This window comes from Sphingobacterium sp. SGG-5 (assembly GCF_011043525.1).
Taxonomy (GTDB): Bacteria; Bacteroidota; Bacteroidia; order Sphingobacteriales; family Sphingobacteriaceae; genus Sphingobacterium.
The window spans coordinates 356,796-377,603 of record NZ_JAAKGO010000004.1 but is presented as its reverse complement, the minus strand read 5'-3'; the positions used below and the strand labels follow the sequence as shown (position 1 = coordinate 377,603).

16 protein-coding genes are annotated in these 20,808 nt (G+C 42.9%); 7 read left to right on the top strand and 9 right to left on the bottom strand.

From position 1 onward, the window contains the following. Positions 1–301 precede the first annotated feature (301 nt). From G5B30_RS08070 to G5B30_RS08050, 5 genes are all read right to left on the bottom strand, one after another. Positions 302–3,511: an efflux RND transporter permease subunit gene (locus G5B30_RS08070; protein WP_165319465.1), complete on the bottom strand. Its 3,210-nt coding sequence runs from the start codon at positions 3,509–3,511 to the stop codon at positions 302–304. Positions 3,512–3,529: 18 nt separating this feature from the next. Next, the gene (locus tag G5B30_RS08065) at positions 3,530–4,585 is read right to left on the bottom strand and encodes an efflux RND transporter periplasmic adaptor subunit (protein WP_165319464.1); all 1,056 of its coding nucleotides are present in this window, start codon (positions 4,583–4,585) and stop codon (positions 3,530–3,532) included. Between the two features lie 19 nt (positions 4,586–4,604). Further along, positions 4,605–5,945: a TolC family protein gene (locus G5B30_RS08060; protein ID WP_165319463.1), complete on the bottom strand. Its 1,341-nt coding sequence runs from the start codon at positions 5,943–5,945 to the stop codon at positions 4,605–4,607. A gap of 4 nt (positions 5,946–5,949) precedes the next feature. Continuing rightward, positions 5,950–6,552: a TetR/AcrR family transcriptional regulator gene (locus G5B30_RS08055; protein WP_165319462.1), complete on the bottom strand. Its 603-nt coding sequence runs from the start codon at positions 6,550–6,552 to the stop codon at positions 5,950–5,952. 107 nt (positions 6,553–6,659) lie between these two features. After that, positions 6,660–7,316: an NUDIX hydrolase gene (locus G5B30_RS08050; RefSeq protein WP_165319461.1), complete on the bottom strand. Its 657-nt coding sequence runs from the start codon at positions 7,314–7,316 to the stop codon at positions 6,660–6,662. A 144-nt stretch (positions 7,317–7,460) separates the two neighbouring features. On the opposite strand from G5B30_RS08050, the gene pfkA reads away from it, so the two are divergent. The 5 genes from pfkA to G5B30_RS08025 all read left to right on the top strand — a co-directional run bounded on the left by pfkA (position 7,461) and on the right by G5B30_RS08025 (position 13,526). After that, positions 7,461–8,441 (top strand): 6-phosphofructokinase, encoded by a 981-nt coding sequence (gene pfkA, locus G5B30_RS08045; RefSeq protein ID WP_165319460.1) that lies wholly within the window; start codon positions 7,461–7,463, stop codon positions 8,439–8,441. Between the two features lie 3 nt (positions 8,442–8,444). Further along, entirely contained in the window at positions 8,445–9,293 is an 849-nt protein-coding gene (locus tag G5B30_RS08040; protein WP_165319459.1) for a hypothetical protein, read from the top strand. Between the two features lie 5 nt (positions 9,294–9,298). Continuing rightward, positions 9,299–10,297, top strand: a complete 999-nt coding sequence (gene gap, locus G5B30_RS08035) for a type I glyceraldehyde-3-phosphate dehydrogenase (protein ID WP_165319458.1) — start codon at positions 9,299–9,301, stop codon at positions 10,295–10,297. A 259-nt stretch (positions 10,298–10,556) separates the two neighbouring features. After that, complete coding sequence (gene clpB, locus G5B30_RS08030; RefSeq protein ID WP_165319457.1) at positions 10,557–13,154, top strand: ATP-dependent chaperone ClpB; 2,598 nt, start codon at positions 10,557–10,559, stop codon at positions 13,152–13,154. 9 nt (positions 13,155–13,163) lie between these two features. Beyond that, the gene (locus tag G5B30_RS08025; protein WP_165319456.1) at positions 13,164–13,526 is read left to right on the top strand and encodes a DUF4180 domain-containing protein; all 363 of its coding nucleotides are present in this window, start codon (positions 13,164–13,166) and stop codon (positions 13,524–13,526) included. Between the two features lie 48 nt (positions 13,527–13,574). On the opposite strand, the gene icd is transcribed toward G5B30_RS08025, so the two are convergent. The 3 genes from icd to G5B30_RS08010 all read right to left on the bottom strand — a co-directional run bounded on the left by icd (position 13,575) and on the right by G5B30_RS08010 (position 18,292). After that, the gene (gene icd / locus G5B30_RS08020) at positions 13,575–14,846 is read right to left on the bottom strand and encodes an NADP-dependent isocitrate dehydrogenase (protein ID WP_165319455.1); all 1,272 of its coding nucleotides are present in this window, start codon (positions 14,844–14,846) and stop codon (positions 13,575–13,577) included. 6 nt (positions 14,847–14,852) lie between these two features. Then, positions 14,853–16,982, bottom strand: a complete 2,130-nt coding sequence (locus G5B30_RS08015) for a cation:proton antiporter (protein ID WP_165319454.1) — start codon at positions 16,980–16,982, stop codon at positions 14,853–14,855. An 89-nt stretch (positions 16,983–17,071) separates the two neighbouring features. Then, on the bottom strand, positions 17,072–18,292 hold the full coding sequence (locus tag G5B30_RS08010; RefSeq protein WP_165319453.1) for an ABC transporter permease: 1,221 nt from the start codon (positions 18,290–18,292) through the stop codon (positions 17,072–17,074). Positions 18,293–18,354: 62 nt separating this feature from the next. Here G5B30_RS08010 and fmt point away from each other — a divergent pair, with 62 nt between their 5' ends. After that, entirely contained in the window at positions 18,355–19,275 is a 921-nt protein-coding gene (fmt, locus tag G5B30_RS08005) for a methionyl-tRNA formyltransferase (RefSeq protein ID WP_165319452.1), read from the top strand. 1 nt (position 19,276) lies between these two features. Here the strand turns inward: fmt and G5B30_RS08000 are convergent, their stop codons facing one another. Further along, positions 19,277–19,477 carry a helix-turn-helix domain-containing protein gene (locus G5B30_RS08000; RefSeq protein ID WP_165319451.1) on the bottom strand — a complete coding sequence of 67 codons (201 nt, stop codon included), beginning with the start codon at positions 19,475–19,477 and terminating at the stop codon, positions 19,277–19,279. A gap of 418 nt (positions 19,478–19,895) precedes the next feature. Between G5B30_RS08000 and G5B30_RS07995 the strand changes: the two genes are divergently transcribed. Further along, positions 19,896–20,756, top strand: coding sequence for an RNA polymerase sigma factor RpoD/SigA (locus G5B30_RS07995; RefSeq protein WP_165319450.1), 861 nt, complete (start codon positions 19,896–19,898; stop codon positions 20,754–20,756). Positions 20,757–20,808 lie beyond the last annotated feature (52 nt).

Here is a 20,808-nt window from a genome sequence, read left to right as displayed (position 1 = left end):
AACGTATACGGAAAACGCCACAACCTATAGGTTGTGGCGTTTGGCGTGTATGCAGCGGCTTCATGTATATATGCGAAATTGCAATGCATGTTGTCAAAAGACCGTTCCCTTTGTCTCAACAAGGGAACACATTTTTTTACAAAGGGTTCACCTAATGCCACAAAGAGATCACTTATGAACTGTTTTTTTGGGGGGCATTTTTTAGGTTTTTATCGTTATATAACTCACGTATATAAAAAAATAGGATAATCGAAATATTTTCGATTATCCTATCTGAAAAATACATGTATGTCAGAAACGCTTACTGATGCTTCACTTCCATCTCATCGACGTAATCTTCATTCGGCACGTAGTCGGCTACTATAAGTTCCTTATAATCGACCTTCTCTCCTTTTCCAAAACGCCGCTTGAAGCTATCCATCAAGGAATAGACCACCGGAACGACAACGAGTGTCAGGAAGAGCGAGGAAAGTAAGCCCCCGATAATCACAATCGCTAATCCCCGGTTGGTATCTGCGATACCTCCTGTTGCCATCGCAATAGGGATCATACCGAAAACCATGGCAATGGTCGTCATCAAGATCGGACGAAGCCGGGCATGGTTAGCGGCAACCAGTGCATCGTGGGTATTATCGCCTGCCTCTTTTCTATGGTTGGCAAAGTCCACCAATAGGATCGCATTTTTCGCTACCAGACCGATGAGCATAATAATACCCAGGATGGTAAAGATATTCAGCGTCTGATTGGTCAGCGCCAGCAACAGTAAGGCACCGATAAACGACAATGGAATAGAGAATAAAACCACAAATGGTGTTGCAAAGCTGTCATATAAGGCTACCATAACCAAGTACACCAAGATAATGGAGGCTAACAAGGCAATACCTAAGGTACCGAAACCCTCTTCCTGATTTTCCATGTTACCGCCCCATAGATAAGTCACTCCCGGTTTGCGCGGCAATTCTTTGAACTTCGCTTCCCATTCTTGGGCAACAGTCCCTGCCGGACGGCCGATGACCTGTCCTTTTACGGATACAGATGGTGTTTTATCCCGACGTTCCAACAATGTCGGACCAGATCCGTAGGATACTTCGGCAAACTGATCTAAGGTAACCGATGTACCTTGGGCGTTGATAAACTTTAGCTTACGCACATCTTCGATACCTGTACGACCCTTGTTGTCAAACTGGATATTAATATCATATTCGTTATCACCTGCACGGAATTTGTTATCTGTATTACCCGAAAATGCCGTCTGCATGGTCATACCTACGGTTGCTACATTGAGCCCCAAGGAAGTCATTTTCTCCCGGTCGACCTGCACGTTGATTTCGGGGTTACCAGCCTCTGAGGATAGTTTCACCTGAGAGGATCCCGGTATCTCATTCAGCAGTTTCATCGCTTCGGTAGCAAACTCCAATGCATCGTCCATGGAAGGGCCTACGATAGTCAATGTCAATGGTGCCTGCTCGGCTCCCATCAATCCCATGTTGACAGTGCGTACTTTAGCGCCGATCAACTCGTTTTCTAACTCGCGTTTTAGATCAGCAGAATACACCTTTGAATTCAATACACCGATATATTCGTCTTTGAGGATCACGTGGATCTCCGATTTATACCGTGTGCCGGAGACACCACCGAAACCACCGTCGCTAGACTGACCTACCGTCGTAATCAGACGCTTGACTTCTGGCTTTGCAGCAATATAGTTTTCAGCACGTTGTGTAAGCTGATTGGTCACTTCCAATGAAGCGTCTTTTTCGAGTTCAAACTGTACCATAAACTCACCCTTATCATTCGCGGGGAAAAAGTCGGATCCAATGAATCCCATTCCCACCAATGTAATAGAGCCGAAGAATAGGACTACAGCAATCACCAAGGTGAGGAATTTATTTAACCGCGTAGCCAACGACCATTTTAAGATACCCGACACCCAATGCGTAAATTTGCTCAATCCTCTCTCAAAGCCTAATATAATCCGACCGAAGAAGGAAGAAGAACTGATATGTTCCAATTTTCCAAAGCGGGAATATAACCAAGGTACGACCGTAAAGGAAACCAATAGTGACAGTAAGGTCGATATAATAACGGTCACACAGAACTGTGCGAGGATATTGGCTACCAAACCGGTTGACATGGCTATGGGTAAGAACACCACCACGATAACCAACGTAATCGCACTGACGGTAAAACCAATTTCTTTTGCACCATCAAATGCCGCCCGCACCCTGTTTTTTCCCATCTCCATATGGCGGTGGATATTCTCAATAACGACAATGGCGTCATCCACAAGAATACCAACCACCAAGGACAATCCCAATAAAGACATCAGATTTAAGGTATATCCCATGAAGAGGAACCCGATAAACGTGGCAATCAATGACAAAGGTATTGCGACCATCGTGATAGCGGCATTACGCAGACTATGCAAGAAAAACAACATGATAAAACCCACCAGCACAATAGCCAACATCAAATCTTTCATCACATGGTTGGCCGCACTCAAGGTGTATTCACTGGAGTCGTTGGCCACTAATATCTGTATACCGTCTTTTTCATAGTCTTTCTCGACACCACCGATCACATTTCCTTCATCGTCCTTAACGGAAATGGTCTTCTGCACCAATTTGGATACGGCTACGGCATTCGCATCGGATTGCTTATAGACCTGCATCAAAATGGTATTTTTACGATCCAGACGGGCGATTTTCTCGATTTCGGCAATACCGTCCTGTATATCGGCAATATCGCGAAGGTATATGGTAACTCCCTGCGGTGTCGTAATCGGCAAGGCACGCAGTTCATCTACGGTTGTCACTTTACCGGCCAGACGGATGGTGTTCCGCTTTTCTGCCGACTGTACGCTTCCTGTAGGGAAATCCAGATTAGAAGAAGCGATGACCTGTTGTACTTGGGTGATGGATAACCCGTAACCTTCCAGTTTCTCGGGATCTACCTTCACCTGGATTTCGCGCTCTTCTCCCCCTACCATATCAACCTTGGCAACACCGCTGATACGGGCGAATACAGGTTGTATTTTGTTGTCCAATAAGTCGTATAATTCCTTTTCGGACAAACTGGAAGTAACCGCCAGACTCATGATCGGCAGGTCATCGAGAGAGAACTTATTCAAAGTCGGTGGATCTACATCCTCCGGCAAATCGTTCAATATAGCGTTGATCTTCCGCTGTGCGTCGGTCAGCAAAAAGTTGACATCAGCTCCGTCGTTTAATGTGACCGCTACAACGGAAACGTTTTCCAACGACGTGGACTCAATCTTCTTGACCATCTCCAGCGATGATATGGCGTCTTCTATCTTCTTCGTAACCGTGTTTTCCACCTCTGTCGGCGATGCACCGGGGTATACCGTCTGCACCATGATCACATTGATCTCGAACTTCGGTATCAATTCGTATCCCAATCGGGTATAGGAAAAGATACCACCAAGCACCAAGATGATAAACATCACGATGATTAAGCTTGGTCGTTTTATTGATATTTCAGAAATCTTCATACTACTCGTTCGTTCAGATTATTTAATGATAGTAATAGGCGTTTGATCGAATACGTTTATCTGTCCAGAAATGATAACCTGATCTCCAGCTTCTAAACCGCTTAAAATCTCAACGTAGTTCCCAAAAGTACGTCCTCCGACAACTTCTGCTGCTACCGCTTTTCCATCTTTGGCGAGGAATACTTTGTTGTCACTTACGCTGCCCACAAAAGCCGTACGGGGAACCACCAACACGTCGGCAGCAGATTTTCCGCCGAAGTTAGCTGTTCCGTACATACCTGCACGTAACGCATTCCCGGGATTGGCAATCTCAATCTCTACGGGGAAGTTTAAACTACCATCCGATTTAGGAGCGATAAAGGTTATCCGTCCTTTGATATCCTTGTCCGGATATACGCTTACAGATACATCGACACTTTGGCCAACCTTCAAAGAAGCAACATTCTTTTCATCCACATTGACACGAAGTTTGAGAGTACTCACATTGACAATTTCAAAAGCAGCTGTTCCGGGACTTACATAAGCTCCTGGCTCAATCTGGCGTGCGTTGACGATACCACTTACTGAGGTTTTGATCGTGACATCACCCGCCGTAAGTTTGGCGCTCCGCAGGTTATTCTTTGCGGTTTCGAATTGTAATTTTACCTGATCCAACTGTTGTTTGGTCACCCCTCCTGTTGCATAGGCGCTTTCAAAGCGCTGTACATTGGCCGCTGCATCATCGTATACGGCCTGTGCATTGGCGACATTCACATTCAGTTTATCGCCTTCGACCACAGCCAATGTCTGTCCGGCACCTACATACGAGCCTTCATCGACCAAAACCTTGACCACACGTCCGGACGCTTCTGCCGACACGGTCACTTCCTGCTTGGGTGTAAGTGTTCCATTCGCTACGTAAGAAAGATCGACCGCCTGTACACGAGCTGTATCGATGCGAACAGCAACAGTTTCGTTGGTTACGGCAGCCGCCTCTGTTACAGCCTGGTTCTTTGCCTTATTTTTATTTAAGATGTAAATTATACCTGTTAGTACCGCTGCGACAACAAGTACAGTAATAATTGCGCGTTTCATATAGTTGTTTGTGTGTTAATTATTCGTTTATTAATGATCTTAAATTTCCGTTGGCTTTGATCAATTGGATCTCTGCTACCTTATAGTTTAGTAACGATGTTGTGTAGTTATTTTGCGCATCAGCAAAAGCTTTTTCTGCATCCAGTAGATCGGTTAATGTAGCTAGGCCGTTTTTATAGTTGTTTTCTGTATCTTCTAATACTTCTTTCGCAAGCGATACATTCGAACGATTTGAATTGATTGTAAGCAATGAATTCTTAATCTGCGCCCTTGCATTTTCATTGGCTAAATCTAAAGCTAATTTCGTGTCATCCAAATCCACTTGTGATTGCTTCAGCTGTATTGTCGCTTGATTAATTTTAGCTTTAGTAGCTCCACCATTGAAGATTGGAATGGATAAATTGAGCCCCAAAGCAGAAAATGCGGATTTACTCGTTGCATTTCCAAAAAAAGGCAGTTTTTCTCCAATTGCCGTGTAACCCAAGTTGCCCGAAAACGAAAGCGAGGGATAATAGGCTGCTTTCATACTCTGACGGTTCAATTCCAAAAGTTCTATTTGTTTCTCTAGCATTCTTACTTCTGTCCGTTCTGCTAAAACCAAACTTTCCGTTAATGCTGCGGAAGGATTTACTTCAAATGTCTCTTTCGGTAAGACAATATCTTGTACCATTGGCATACCCACAGCAAACTTCAACGCGTTTTCTTTCAATTCTAATGCATTTACCACAATTTGACGATTAGCCTGCAGGTTATTTACCGCTACATTAGTACGATCTAAGTCAATCTTTCGACCGAGACCAGCGTCAACCAACCCTTGGATAACATCTCTGGTTTTTACGGTGCTATTCAAATTATCGTCAATTGTTTGTAACTGAAGTTGCGTCTGAAAAACATCATAATAGGAATTTGCTACTTTTTCTATTAACTGTTCATCCGTCAATTCTTTGTTGATTAAATAAAATTCCTTCGTCGTTTTAGCCGCCTTCAATCCTGTAAATAAAGATTGATTAAATAATTGCTGATTTACCGTAAAGTTTCCTGTGGCTTGCCAAGGTTGTCCAAATTTTATAATCATCAACGTAGGCTGCCCACCTTCTGGTGTCATTGTTATGGCGTTCTCTTGAATCAAGGGATTATAGGTCAAACTTCCAGATCCGCTGATTTGAGGAAGGGCACCTGCTCTTACCTCGTCGATTTGGTATTCGGCATTTTCTAAATCTAGACTGCTTTTCTTTGCCTCTGCTTTATGCTCCAAAGCATATTTAACAGCTTGCTGAAGTGTCAGCACTTCCTGAGCTTTCAACAGCGATCCTGAAAATAGCCCGATTATTAATAACGTTGTAATTTTACCCGTTTTCATCCTTTTATTTCGTATTTATTCGATTTTCAAATATTAATTTTGTTGCTCTTTTCTGACTGCGAAGTATCTTATCTACGTTTTCGCTATTCGGAATCCCGGTGATAATATCATGGACGTTGTGCATAATACTGATTCCCTTAATGATCTCGATGTAGGCCGAACACGTTTCATCCACATCTTCAATGACAACTTCTCCCGCATCGACAGCCCGAGTAATCAACAACTTCAGCTGATTGAGATCCTCCTTGTGACACTCCTTTAGAAACTCGTTGATCTCCACACCCTTAATCCATTCCAGATTCTCGTTGATGTGCAAGACATAGTACTTTTTAAGATAAGATGAGCGCACCTCCAGCAGAGAAAACATCGTTTCAAGAAAATTGTTACGGTAAGTAGCGATGATTTTCTTTTCTTTCTGGTGGATTTCATTCGTTACATGTTTGATGACATCTTTAATTAATTCCAACTTATCGGGATAATAATAATAAAGATTCGCCTTCGTTATGTTGAGGTCCTCCGCAATTTCGTTCATCGTCGTTTTGTTGAACCCATAATGTGCGAAACGTTTTAACGCAACCTCAACTATTTCCTCCTTACGTTTGTCCATTTTATCTTCTGACTTTTCTTAAAAATTGTTCAAAAGTACAAAAACTCAAATACAAACTCGTAGAAAACGAGTAAAAAAACATTTTCGTGACAAACTGAGAAAAAAAATTAGGAGAAGAGCTTTAAAAACTTCTTACGGTCGACTTTATACAAGCGTGCAGCACGGTAAGAGACGCCGGTCTGGCATTCATCAAGCTCTTTCAGATATCCGAGGTTAACCATCTTTTTCCGAAAGTTTCTTTTATCTAGTGTTTGACCTAAAATCGATTCGTAGACTTGCTGGAGTTGCGTAAGCGTAAATTTTTCGGGCAAGAGCTCGTAAGGTGTAAGCGTGTAGGATAAATTAGTCTTCAACTTCTTCATCGCTAACATCAGGATATCTTTATGGTCAAAGGCCAATTCGGGCAGGTCATCCATGGAAAACCATTTCGCCTGACGCATATAGTTGGTAATGGGTTTAACTTTGTTCTTCACGTTTTCATATTTTACAAAAGCCAAGTAGGCTACCGTGAGGATACGTCCTTCTGGATGCCGTTTTACGCCGGCAAAGGCCGCAAGTTGCTCCATATAGATATCTTTCAGGCCAGTCATTTCATAGGCAATACGTTTGACGGCTGCCTCCATTTCTTCGTCCTTCTCCACAAAAAAACCGGGAATTGCCCACCAGTCTTTGTATGGATATTCATTTCTTTCTGTCAGCAGTACTTTTAAGTCTCCCTCGTGAAAGGTAACAATCACACAATCGATGGTAAAATATGATAACAAAGCCCTGAGATTAAATTATTATTTCAGTTAAAAACTAAACAATAATGGACAAAATTAGTAAAAGAAGCAAAAAAATAACCAAAAAATTTATTAGTGTAAAAAATACACACTATATTCGTGTGGTCTAAATTCTAGTAAATCTTGATGAACATAAAAAAAATAGGAGTTTTTACATCTGGAGGCGACGCTCCGGGAATGAATGCCGCTATACGGGCAGTGGTACGCACGGCCAAATACAAAGGTTTAGAAGTAACAGGGATTTATCGGGGATATGAAGGTATGATGGAAGCCGACTTTGTCGAAATGTCGCGACGGTCGGTCAGTTCGATCATACAAAAAGGCGGTACCATATTGAAATCTGCACGTTGTCTGGCGTTTAAAACCAGGGAAGGGCGACAGCTGGCTTATGATAATCTTAAAAAACACGGCATTGATGCATTAGTCGCTATCGGTGGAGATGGAACATTTACCGGTGCTCACCTATTCTCACAGGAATTTGATATCCCGGTCATGTGTATTCCGGGCACGATAGATAATGATCTATATGGAACGGATTATACATTAGGCTATGATACGGCCAATAATACGGTGATCGAAGCCATCGACAAGATCAGGGATACAGCATCGTCACATAGCCGGGTCTTTTTCATCGAGGTGATGGGCCGCGATTCGGGTTGCATTGCCCTGAATGCGGGTGTGGGTGGTGGCGCGGAAGCAATTTTACTGCCTGAGATCGATTCGGGTATCGACACGTTGTTGGAAGAATTGTCATTTGCCGAGGAGCGGGAGAAAAGTTCCATGATCGTCGTCATTGCCGAAGGCGATCAAAATGGTGGAGCATATAATGTAGCTAAACGTGTTAAAGAAAAATTTGGGCATTTTGACATTAAAGTTAGTATATTAGGACACTTGCAGCGCGGAGGTGCCCCAAGCAGCTTTGATCGGGTACTTGCAACACGGATGGGATACAACGCTGTAAAGGAATTACTCAAAGGAAATACACGGGCTACAGTTGGACTTCGGGGAACTGAAATAATAACGACTCCGCTGGAAGAAGCTCTCCATAGTAAGGAATTTAAACTGGATGAAGAATTGTTGGAAATCGCCAACATAATGAATAAATAGTACATGATATTAGTTATTTTCACTGGATCAAGGTATGCGGACTGGCGTTTAGCCGAGAAAGGAAGAGTATTACATGGCTTCCGGACAGTGGGTATCAACTCGTACATCCAAGATGAAAATTTCATTAATCAGCTATTGAACAAGAATACGGAACTGCTTTATAATGCGGAACGTATCAAACGGATTTTCTTTTTCGGGGCCGGTGCATCGTCGAAGGAAAGGCAGGATAAAATCGCCCGCGTGTTTTCGAGTTTCTTTAAAAATGCGAGAGTCAAGGTATCGCATGACCTTGTTGCCTCAGCGCTATCTACCTTTGGTGATGAAAAAGGCATTATAGGTATCATCGGCTCGGGGTCGAATGCCGCCTATTATACGGGAAAGAAGGTTGTGGAGAACAATTACGGTCTGGGGTATATCCTGGCGGACGAAGGTTCGACCAACTGGTTGGCCCGGATGATGCTTAAGGATTTCCTTATCGACTCCTTACCGTCGGGCATCAAGGAAAAACTACTCGCGAAGCATAATATTGACCGAAAGGTTATTTTGGATCGGATCTATAACAGTCCCAATCCTAACATTTTCTTGACGTCTTTTGCGGAATTTTTCTTCGAAAATAAAACAGATCCGTATATCACAGCGTTAGTGAAAAGAGGATTGAATTTGTATGTGAAAACGTATCTTCTTCCACTGGCCGACAGTTATCCCGATTCGACGATACATTTTACCGGATCGGTAGCGAATAATTTTCCCGAGTGGATCAGAGAAATAGGAGCCGAAAATGGTTTACATATTAAAACGATTATACGGGAACCTATACAGAACTTAATAAAATATTATATCAATAAAAATTAGTAAAAATGAAAATTGGAATCAATGGATTTGGCCGTATCGGCCGTCTGGCTTTTAGAGCAGCAGTAAATCGTAAGGATATCGAAATCGTGGGCATCAATGATCTGGTAGAGCCGGATTATATGGCGTATATGTTAAAATATGATTCTACACATGGTCGGTTTGACGGCACGGTTGAAGTTAAAGACGGTCATTTGGTAGTCAATGGGAAAACAATCCGCGTAACCGCAGAAAGGGACCCTGCAGATTTAAAATGGAATGAAGTGGGTGCTGAAGTTATCATCGAGTCCACAGGTCTTTTCTTAACGCAGGAAGCTGCGCAGAAACATCTTCAGGCTGGCGCAAAGAAAGTTATCATGTCGGCTCCTGCAAAAGACGACACACCTACTTTTGTAATGGGTGTCAACCACAAGGAACTAAAAGCCGACCAGCATATTGTATCAAACGCTTCGTGTACAACAAACTGTCTTGCTCCGCTTGCTAAAGTATTGCACGACAACTTTGGTATTGTAGAAGGTTTGATGACGACAGTGCATGCGGTGACGGCTACACAGAAAACGGTAGACGGCCCATCGGTAAAAGATTGGCGCGGTGGTCGCGGTGCGTATCAAAACATCATCCCCTCCTCTACCGGAGCAGCAAAAGCTGTAGGGTTGGTATTACCTTCACTTCAAGGGAAATTGACAGGTATGTCGTTCCGCGTACCGACAGCAGATGTATCGGTCGTCGACTTGACGGTACGTTTGGAGAAGCCTGCTTCGTACGAAACGATTAAAGCAACCATGAAAGCTGCTTCTGAAGGTGAGCTAAAAGGTATATTGGGTTATACCGAAGATGATGTGGTATCGACCGATTTCTTAGGGGATTCCCGTACGTCTATCTTCGACGCGAAAGCGGGTATCTCATTGAGTGACAACTTCGTTAAAGTGGTATCTTGGTACGATAACGAATGGGGTTACTCCAACAAGATCGTCGACCTGGCGCAAGAGGTCGGTAAATTCATCTAAGAAGGCGAACGTCACCATCATTGCGAGGTAACGAAGCAAACTGGTGATGTAGAAACCCTATAGGAAAGGGCTGTATCAAGAGTAGAAATACTTCAGATACAGCCCTTCTTTTTGTTGATTTATTGAGAATCGGAAATATTGACAGGAAATAATAAAAAATAGCGACAAAATTACAGCATTCTGCCCTTTCAAACCAAGAGGCATCTAATTTGTTTAAAGTTTAAAACAGTTCAAAACATTTACTTTTTAATCTTTTAAAATGAATTTTAACAATTATACAATCAAGGCGCAGGAAGCTATTCAAAAAGCTTCCGAAATTGCTACAGGTAATCAGCAACAAGCCATTGAGCCCGTACATATTTTGAAAGCCCTCCTGACAGTCGATGAGAATGTCATCGGACATTTATTGAAGAAACTCAATGCCAATATCAATTACATCAGCACGGAGGTCGACAAACAGATAGCGGCATTGCCCAAAGTAAGTGGAAGCAATGTTTACCTCAGCAATACCACGGCCTCGGCATTGCAAAAAGCACAAAGTTATCTGAAAGAGTTCAATGATGAATTTGTTTCCATCGAACACATTCTTCTGGGATTATTGTCCACAAAAGATAAGGCAGCAGAACTCCTCAAAGATCAAGGGGTTAACGAAAAGGATTTAAAGCTAGCCATTAAGGAGCTGCGGGGCAATAGCCGGGTAACGGACCAAAATGCAGAAGCGACTTACAATGCGCTGAGCAAATATGCCCGTAATCTGAACGAATATGCGGAGTCGGGAAAGCTTGATCCGGTTATCGGCCGGGATGAGGAGATACGTCGGGTGATGCAGATCCTCTCGCGCAGAACGAAGAACAACCCTATTCTTGTAGGCGAGCCAGGTGTGGGTAAAACAGCCATAGCGGAAGGTATTGCCCATCGTATTATCAAAGGAGACGCACCGGAGAATCTGAAAACAAAAACGGTATTCTCGTTGGATATGGGAGCATTGATTGCAGGAGCTAAATATAAGGGTGAGTTTGAGGAACGGCTAAAAGCTGTCGTCAAAGAGGTGTCTGATTCGAACGGCGAAATTATCTTGTTTATCGATGAGATACATACCCTAGTCGGTGCAGGCGGTGGCGAAGGTGCGATGGACGCCGCCAATATTCTAAAACCGGCCTTAGCACGAGGTGAACTGCGGGCTATAGGGGCGACAACATTGAACGAGTATCAAAAGTATTTTGAGAAGGATAAAGCATTGGAACGTCGTTTCCAGAAAATTATGGTCGAGGAACCGGATGCACAGGATGCGATTTCTATATTACGTGGCTTAAAGGAGCGGTATGAGACGCATCATAAGGTGCGTATCCTGGATGAGGCGATTATAGCCGCCGTGGAATTGTCGCAGCGTTACATTACTGACCGCTTCCTGCCGGACAAAGCAATAGACCTGGTGGATGAGTCGGCCTCCAAGCTACGGCTGGAAATGGATTCGGTACCGGAAGCGGTCGATGAACTGGATCGCCGTATCATGCAACTGGAGATCGAACGGGAGGCTATCAAACGGGAAAATGACGACAAAAAGGTTTCCGAGCTGTCGGAGACGATTGCGAATCTTTCCAATGAGCGGGATTCGTTGAAGGCTGCCTGGCAGTCGGAAAAATCCTTGGTGGATCGGGTGAACCAAGAGATACAGAATATCGAAGATTACAAATTGGAGGCTGATCAGGCGGAACGTGCAGGGGATTATGGGAAGGTAGCTGAGTTGCGTTATGGTAAGATCAAGGAGGCACAGGATAATGTGGAGAAGCTGAAGGCGGAACTGACGGAAAAACAAGATAGCAGCCGTATGTTGAAAGAGGAAGTGACGGCGGAAGATATAGCGGATGTGGTGTCCCGGTGGACCGGTATACCAGTTAGCAAGATGATACAGTCTGAACGGGAGAAACTGCTTAATCTGGAGGAAGAGTTGCACAAACGTGTTGCCGGGCAGGACGAGGCAATCGAAGCGATATCGGATGCGATACGCCGCTCGCGGGCCGGATTGAGCGATGCGAAACGTCCCATAGGATCGTTTATCTTCTTAGGAACAACGGGCGTAGGTAAGACAGAGCTGGCCAAGGCTTTGGCGGAGTTTTTATTTGACGACGAACATGCGCTTGTCCGTATCGATATGTCAGAATATCAGGAACGTCATGCGGTATCGCGACTTATCGGTGCGCCTCCGGGATATGTAGGATATGATGAAGGTGGGCAGCTGACAGAGGCGATACGTCGTCGCCCCTACTCGGTGGTCTTACTGGACGAGATTGAAAAGGCGCATCCGGATGTATTCAATATTCTGTTGCAAGTGTTAGATGATGGACATCTGACGGACAATAAAGGTCGGGTGGTGAACTTCAAGAATACAATCATTATCATGACCTCCAATACGGGATCACATATCATTCAGGAGAACTTCTCGACATTGACGGAGGATAACCATGACGAAGTGCTGGCGAAGACCAAAGATGAGGTTTTTGAATTGCTACAAAAGTCTATTCGTCCGGAGTTCCTGAACCGTATCGACGAGGTGATTATGTTTACACCATTGAGCCGTGATGAAATCGGTGATATCGTACGGATGCAATTTGACCATGTGCGTCAGCAGCTTGCCGAACAGCATATCTTTTTATCCGCAAGTGATGATGCACTGGATTGGCTGGCGCAACTGGGGTACGATCCTGTATACGGCGCGCGCCCGCTGAAGCGTGTCATCCAAAAGCGTGTCTTAAATGAATTGTCCAAGGAAATACTGGCGGGAAAGGTAACCAGTGATTCGATAATCCAACTGGATGTGTTTGACGGCAAGTTTGTGTTTTTGAATAAAAGTGAGTAGGTTGCATGGATGGAAATCAAATTTATTTCAACCCCAGAAGGCAACATTGCGGAAATCATATCAGATGACGTACTCATCAAAAATCAGGAAGAAGCGCTGGATATTATGATGAATTGCTTGTACCAGGGAGCAGATATATTACTACTGTACGAAAAAAACATGAATCCGGCCTTCTTTGATCTCAGCACAAAATTGGCCGGAGACATTTTACAAAAGTTCTCAACCTATCGTGCAAAATTGATTGTTGTAGGGGATTTCAGTAAATATAGCAGTAAAAGCCTGAAGGACTTCATCTACGAAAGTAATGCACAAAAGCGTATTAACTTTGTATCCAGTCGGGATGAAGCCCTGAAAATTTTCAAAAGCAATTAACGGGAATAGAAAGAAGGCGACGTCAACTGGGCCCGATTATTTACGAACTTAGCGAAGCGTTATTAATTCAATAATGCGATCGGCGAATTCGCTGGTTTTTAATAGCGTGGCGTCTTCCATCAGGTTGTAAAAGTCCACCGTGACTGTCTTCTCTCTAATCGTTTTTGACAGCGCAGCAACAATCGTATCGGCAGCTTCCTGCCATCCCATATATTCGAGCATCATGACACCACTGAGTATCACCGAAGAGGGGTTCATCGTATCGGTATTCGCAAAGCGTGGTGCTGTGCCATGGGTGGCTTCGAAGATCGCATGCCCGGTCTTATAGTTGATATTTGCTCCCGGAGCAATACCTATCCCACCTACCATAGCGGCCAAGGCATCCGATATATAGTCTCCATTGAGATTGAGCGTGGCAATGACGGAATAATCTTGCGGAGCCAATAGAATCTGTTGCAGGAAGTTATCGGCAATAATATCCTTTACAATAATTTTTCCTGCCTGCTCAGCTTCTTGCTGTTCCCGATTAGCGGCCTCCTGCCCTTCTTTTTCTTTTGTTCGCTCCCACTGTCCCCATGTATAGGTGTAGTCCCCGAACTCCTGTTCGGCAACTTCAAAACCCCACTGTTTGAAGGCACCTTCCGTAAATTTCATAATATTTCCTTTGTGAACGATGGTTACGGAAGGTCGCTTATGTTGAATAGCATATTCTAACGCCGAGCGAATAAGTCGTTTTGATCCTTCTTCGGACACAATTTTGATGCCCACGGCTGTCGTAGGGGTAAAATGATAATCCACATGGAGAGCATGGTTTAAAAATTCCTTTAACTGTTGGCCTTCTTCTGTACCCGCAGCAAACTCAATCCCGGCATAGATATCTTCTGTATTTTCCCGAAAAACAGCCATATTCACTTTTTCGGGAGATTTGACCGGTGAGGGAACACCTTCATACCATTTTGTTGGTCGTAGACAGACATAAAGATCCAGAGCTTTACGTAAGGCTACATTGAGCGAACGGATTCCACCGCCTATAGGAGTCGTCAACGGCCCTTTGATGCCGACTAAATATTCTTTAAATGTGTCCAATGTTTCGTCAGGAAGCCAGCTTCCGGTTTCATTAAACGCTTTCTCGCCGGCAAGAACTTCTTTCCATTGGATCTTTCGCTTGCCGTCATAGCTATGCGCGACTGCAGCATCAAAAACCCGAACAGATGCCTTCCAGATATCCGGTCCTATACCGTCACCGATAATAAATGGAATGATAGGTTGATCCGGGACCTGAAGATTCCCTTCCTTATGCATTGTAATCTTAGCAGCCATAACTACCTATTTTTCTTTGTTAAACATATTACCTATCTCCCGACTGATCTTACGGAAAATAGGTGCGGTTTTGACATCTTCGTATTCGTCTATATTTTGATCTCCACGATGACTTGGGTAAATCAGAATCAGGTTTCGGCCCTGGTAGTAACTACCAACTCTCTTCCCAAGATTGTCTAATGAATCCCGATAGGATATATCTCCATATCGGGACGATACAAAAACAAGCAGTGTATCTTTATCACTCAAACGCGACAGACCGGCGATATTGTCCCAATCTTCGTAATTTGTAAAGCTCGCCGGTACACTGGATTTTGTTTCTTCCATCTCGCGGCTGATATTCTTTTGCGTCCTCCCATTACACACAAATGTAATAGGAAAGGACAATTCCTGGGCCAATTTAAGTATCTTCTCCATCCAATACTCAAACCCTAGCTCCACCTCGGCCAAAGGAGGAACAAAAACGGTAATAGATTTGTGTGATAAAAGCGGATCATCCAATCGACACATAAATAGGTTCGCATCCGTTTTATTTAATATACTTTCTGCTTTTTCGCCGATAATTTTATCGAGAAAGCTCGTTGCACTGGGCCATCCCATGATAATACAATCTGCAAAAGTCTGTTTGGCCATATGGCTGATACCGCTCGGAATATTAAAGTCAACCGTCGTTAGCATCTCGACCTCAGTTTCTGAACCTGAGGCATATCGTGCCATACTGTCCAAATTCCGACGAGCGTCGATCAAATTCTTTTCAGCCTGTTTATCGTCTGGTACGACACTCAGAATACTTATGGGAAAATGGGACTTTTTGGACTTGACTAAGGTTGCAAAATCAAGTATAGGCTCCATAGTTCCTAAATTGGCGATCGGAATAAGTATCTGTTCTTCTTTTTCATTGACGACATCGATGTGGGTGTCGTCTTGGCGTCCTTCCAGAACAGCCTTTTTAGAAGCATTCTCTGTAATAAGTGACGCGATGATACAGGTTATCAATATTAAAACGATGGTGCCGTTCAACACATTTTCATCAATAATACCGTTGCTATATCCCACCATAATAACGGCTAAGGTAGCGGCGGCATGGGCATTGCTCAGACCGAAAATCAGATTGCGTTGACTGTTGGTATATTTAAAGACCAACTGGGTCGCTGTAGCGGCGAGGAATTTGCCGGAGACCGCTACGACAGTCAACGTAGCGGCTACAATGAGCGCCATCGGACCTTTTGTGAGCACACTGATATCGACAATCATACCTACAGAGATCAAAAAAAACGGAATAAAAATTGCATTTCCAATAAATTCTATCCGGTTCATCAATGCCGAAGAATGTGGTATCAATTTATTTAGTGCTAATCCCGCCACGAATGCACCGATAATAGGCTCGAGCCCGGCCACTTCCGCCAGGAATGCTGCAAAAAAGACAACTGTTAGGACAAAGATGTAATGCCCGGTTTTTTCACCTGCGACGCGTTCGAAAAACCATTTTGCAATTCTTGGAATAACGCCGAACATGATAAATAAAAATACAGCAAAAGAAATCCCCAACGTCACCCAAAACTCCTGATTGATGCTTCCCTGGGAAGCTCCCGTGATAACCGCAAGAATAATCAAAACAGCCGTATCTGTGAGAATAGTTCCTCCAATGGTAATGGCTACAGCTTCGTTTTTAGAAATACCGTATCGGCTGACGATCGGATACGATACCAATGTATGCGTAGCGAACATACTCGCTATAAGTATACTTGGCAGTACATCGTATCCGAGTAGATAATGACAAACCGGAAAACCGATGATAATCGGGATGATAAACGTAAAAAACCCGAAAGCTAAACTTCTATTTTTTGTCTTTTTGAACTCATTCATATCGAGTTCCAGACCGGCGATAAACATGATATAAAGCAAGCCAATCGTCGAAAATAGATCGACAGCAGAGTTTTTTTCCAGCCAGTTGAGGCCATGTGGGCCGATAATGACTCCGGATATAATCAGGCCAATGATACCCGGAACTTTGATCGGGCGAAGTAATATCGGCGACAAGAGTATGATGAACAGGATTAACGCGAAAATTAAAACCGGGTTGCTTAATGGTGCATGAAACGCATCTACTAAATGTTCTATCGCCTTATTATTCATATAGATTGTTTAGATCGTCAAAATTTTATTTTGCTTTAAGACCGAAATATACAAAAAATAGCGGATTTACCTATGAAAATGATAAACCTTTATTTAAACTGTATCGTCTTTATCGGAGAAATACGGGTTATGAGCATAGACGGTATAAACAACACCAATAAGGCAATACCGACCAAAGCTACGTTCAAGAACATGACATCCTGCCACCCAATGGACATGGGTATATATTCGATGTAATAAATCGAGGGGTCGAGTTTAAAGAAATGTGTCTGGGTCTGAAAAACATAGAGCGTTATGGCGAGAAAATTGCCGATCAATAGACCATATCCAATGAGGTAAAAGGAGTTATACAAAAACACCTTTCGGATAGCCCGGCTTTTCATACCTAACGACTTCAGGATGCCGATCATGGAAGTGCGCTCTAATATGGTAATCAGTAAGGCTGAAATCATGTTGATGATCGCCACGATTACCATTAATACAAAAATGATATCGTCATTCATGTCGAGCATATTTAACCAGTTGAAGATATCTGCGAGGTGCTCCACCACATTAGTGGCCTTCATATCGACGGGTAACACTTCATTGACCTGTTCGGTCGTCTGTGCCAAGGCTTCAAAATCCGCCACACGGATTTCATAGGCACCGGCTTCATCGCCTTCGAGATTATTCAGCTTACGTATGAGGGGCAGTGATCCAATGACATAAGAATTATCCAGCTCCTCTGAGTTTGTCCGGAAGATTCCTTTTACCGTGAACTTTCGTTTCCGGTTTTGGTTTTCTTGGACAAAATTCATAATAAAACTACTATCGACGTCGAGGTTCAGACGATTGGCCGTGTATTTTGATATCAGGATCTGATTATCAGCATTGTCTGCGCCAAAATCAAGGGTATCCCCTTTGATGAGAATATTGTCAAGATATTTTTGATTGTAATCCTTATCTACGCCTTTAAGGACAACACCTTCTACTTCTCCGCGGACATTCATAATCCCAATTTTAGTCGCAAAAGGAGATACCGAGACGACATTGGGTAAATGTTTTATTTTTTCGAAATCAGTTACCGAAAGCATAATGGGTGTACGGTCTGCCGTTTGCCCGAGCTCCTGCTTCACGACGAGAATATCACTGAAGAAGCCCCGTTGTTTGGCAGTAACCTCATTCTTGAACCCTCGTAAGATGGCTACAGAAAGAATGATAGCCAGAATTGCCAATGCCAGCGCACCAATAGTCACCCGAACGATCAGTTTCGAAAACGTTCGTTCGCCCTGGAAAATGATCCGCTTTGCTAAGAATAATGGAAAATTCAAGCTTAATTTAAAATTTGTAACTTCGCAAAGTTAACAATTTTGGGCGTCGAAAGATAATTCATATGCGGATAATATTTATGGGAACACCTGCATTTGCGGTAGAGTCCCTCAAGGCTTTAATACAAGCAGGCGAAAATGTGGTTGCAGTTGTCACAGCTCCGGATAAACCGGCTGGAAGAGGACAAAAAATGCAACAATCGCCTGTAAAACAATTTGCATTAGAACAGCATATCCCTGTCTTGCAGCCCGACAAATTGAAGGATACTGTATTTTTAGAAACACTTAAATCCTATCAAGCGGACTTACAGGTTGTCGTTGCATTCCGTATGCTGCCTGAGGTGGTATGGAACATGCCTCCGCGTGGTACGATCAACGTACATGCCTCGCTACTACCCCAATATCGTGGTGCTGCTCCGATCAATCATGTGCTTATCAATGGTGAAAAAGAGACGGGGGTAACAACTTTTCTGTTACAGCACGAAATCGACACAGGTGATATCCTGCTTGCAGAGAAAGTCGATATTCTGGATACGGATACAGCGGGCAGCTTACACGACACACTCATGTATGCTGGTGCCGAAGTGCTCTTAAAAACAATCAAACAGCTTAAAGAAAATAGTTTACATCCTATTCCACAACGTGCCATCGCGGCGGAAAGTCTCCGACACGCTCCTAAAATCTTTAAAGAGGACTGTAAGATTGACTGGAATCAGGATGTAGAGATTATTTATAACAAAATCCGCGGATTAAGCCCTTATCCTACCGCGTTTACGACAATAGAAGGGAAAGTATTAAAGATATTTGAGGCAAGGAAAGAGCGTACTGTACATCACCTTGAAGTAGGAACGTATCAAACAGACGAGAAAAGCTATTTAAGATTTGTCGCGAAAGATGGCTATATCAACCTGCTTATTGTACAGGTTGAAGGCAAAAAGAAGATGGAAGTCAGTGAGTTTTTAAGAGGGTTTCGGTTCAATTCATAAATCATTCATACACAATAATATCTCCCGGCTGACAGTCCAAAGCCTGACAAATGGCGGCCAACGTACTCAAGCGAATCGCTTTCGCTTTTTGGTTTTTTAAGATGGAAAGATTGGAAAGTGTAATACCTACACGACGACTTAACTCGTTTAGGGAAACATTTCTTTTCACCATCATTTCGTCTAATCGTATAATTATTTTCATCTGTGTGTGTTTTTGTTAATGGTGATGAAGCCCTGCCTACCGCAGGCAGGTATCAGATTTTTTCATCTTCCTGTGTAATCCGAATAAATTCTGATGGTTTCATCGTATATGTTGTTTATTGATGTTCAAGTTTTAACCCGCTAAGATATCGACCGAATCGTTATATCGAATATAGAATTAAAGCTTGGTAAAAAAACAAATAGTCGCTCAAATAGTTTTTATAAGAGTGGACATAATATTAAATTCTGTTAAAAGCGTTAAAAACAGGATAAATGGAACGGTTTTTGATGTAAATAAATAATTTTATTCAAACCAGTAATCCACTCATAATGAGGAGATAAATTACATATTTTTTACAAAAGAGTAATACTATTTTTAGTATTTTTGCATTTCATTTCAGAAGAAGTTATATAAATTAATGAGACAGCTCAAAATTACACAATCGATCACTAATCGTGAATCTCAATCCTTAGACAAATATTTGCATGAAATCGGAAAGGTAGATTTAATTACCGCTGAAGAAGAAGTCGTCTTGGCACAGCGTATTCGCGAGGGAGATCAAGTGGCATTAGAGAAGTTGACAAAAACCAATTTACGTTTCGTAGTTTCCGTCGCAAAACAATATCAAAATCAGGGTCTTACTTTGGGTGACCTGATCAATGAAGGAAATCTTGGACTTATCAAAGCAGCAAAACGATTCGACGAAACAAAAGGGTTCAAATTTATTTCTTATGCGGTGTGGTGGATCCGTCAATCCATTTTACAAGCTATTGCTGAACAATCACGTATCGTACGTTTACCTCTCAATCAAGTAGGTTCATTAAGCAAGATCAGCAAAGCTTTTTCAAAACTGGAACAGGAATATGAGCGGGAACCATCTCCGGAAGAATTAGCAGATATTCTGGAAACGACTGTTGACAAAGTGTCGGATACACTTAGTAATTCGGGACGTCATGTATCTATGGACGCACCTTTTGTACAAGGTGAAGAAAATACACTTTTAGATGTATTGGAAAATGCAGATCCGGATACGGATAGTTCGCTGATCGATGAGTCGTTGTCGGAAGAAATCAAACGTTCGTTGTCGACTTTAACGGAAAGAGAACGGGAAATAATTATTTTATTTTTCGGTATCGGTTCTAATCACCCTTTGTCACTTGAAGAAATTGGTGAGAAATTCAGCTTAACGAGAGAGCGCGTACGCCAAATAAAGGATAAAGCCTTACAGCGGTTACGTCATACTTCTCGTAGCAAAATTTTAAAATCTTATTTAGGCTAATACGAATAGCACATACAGGCAAAAGCACAAGTAACCCTTGTGCTTTTTTTAT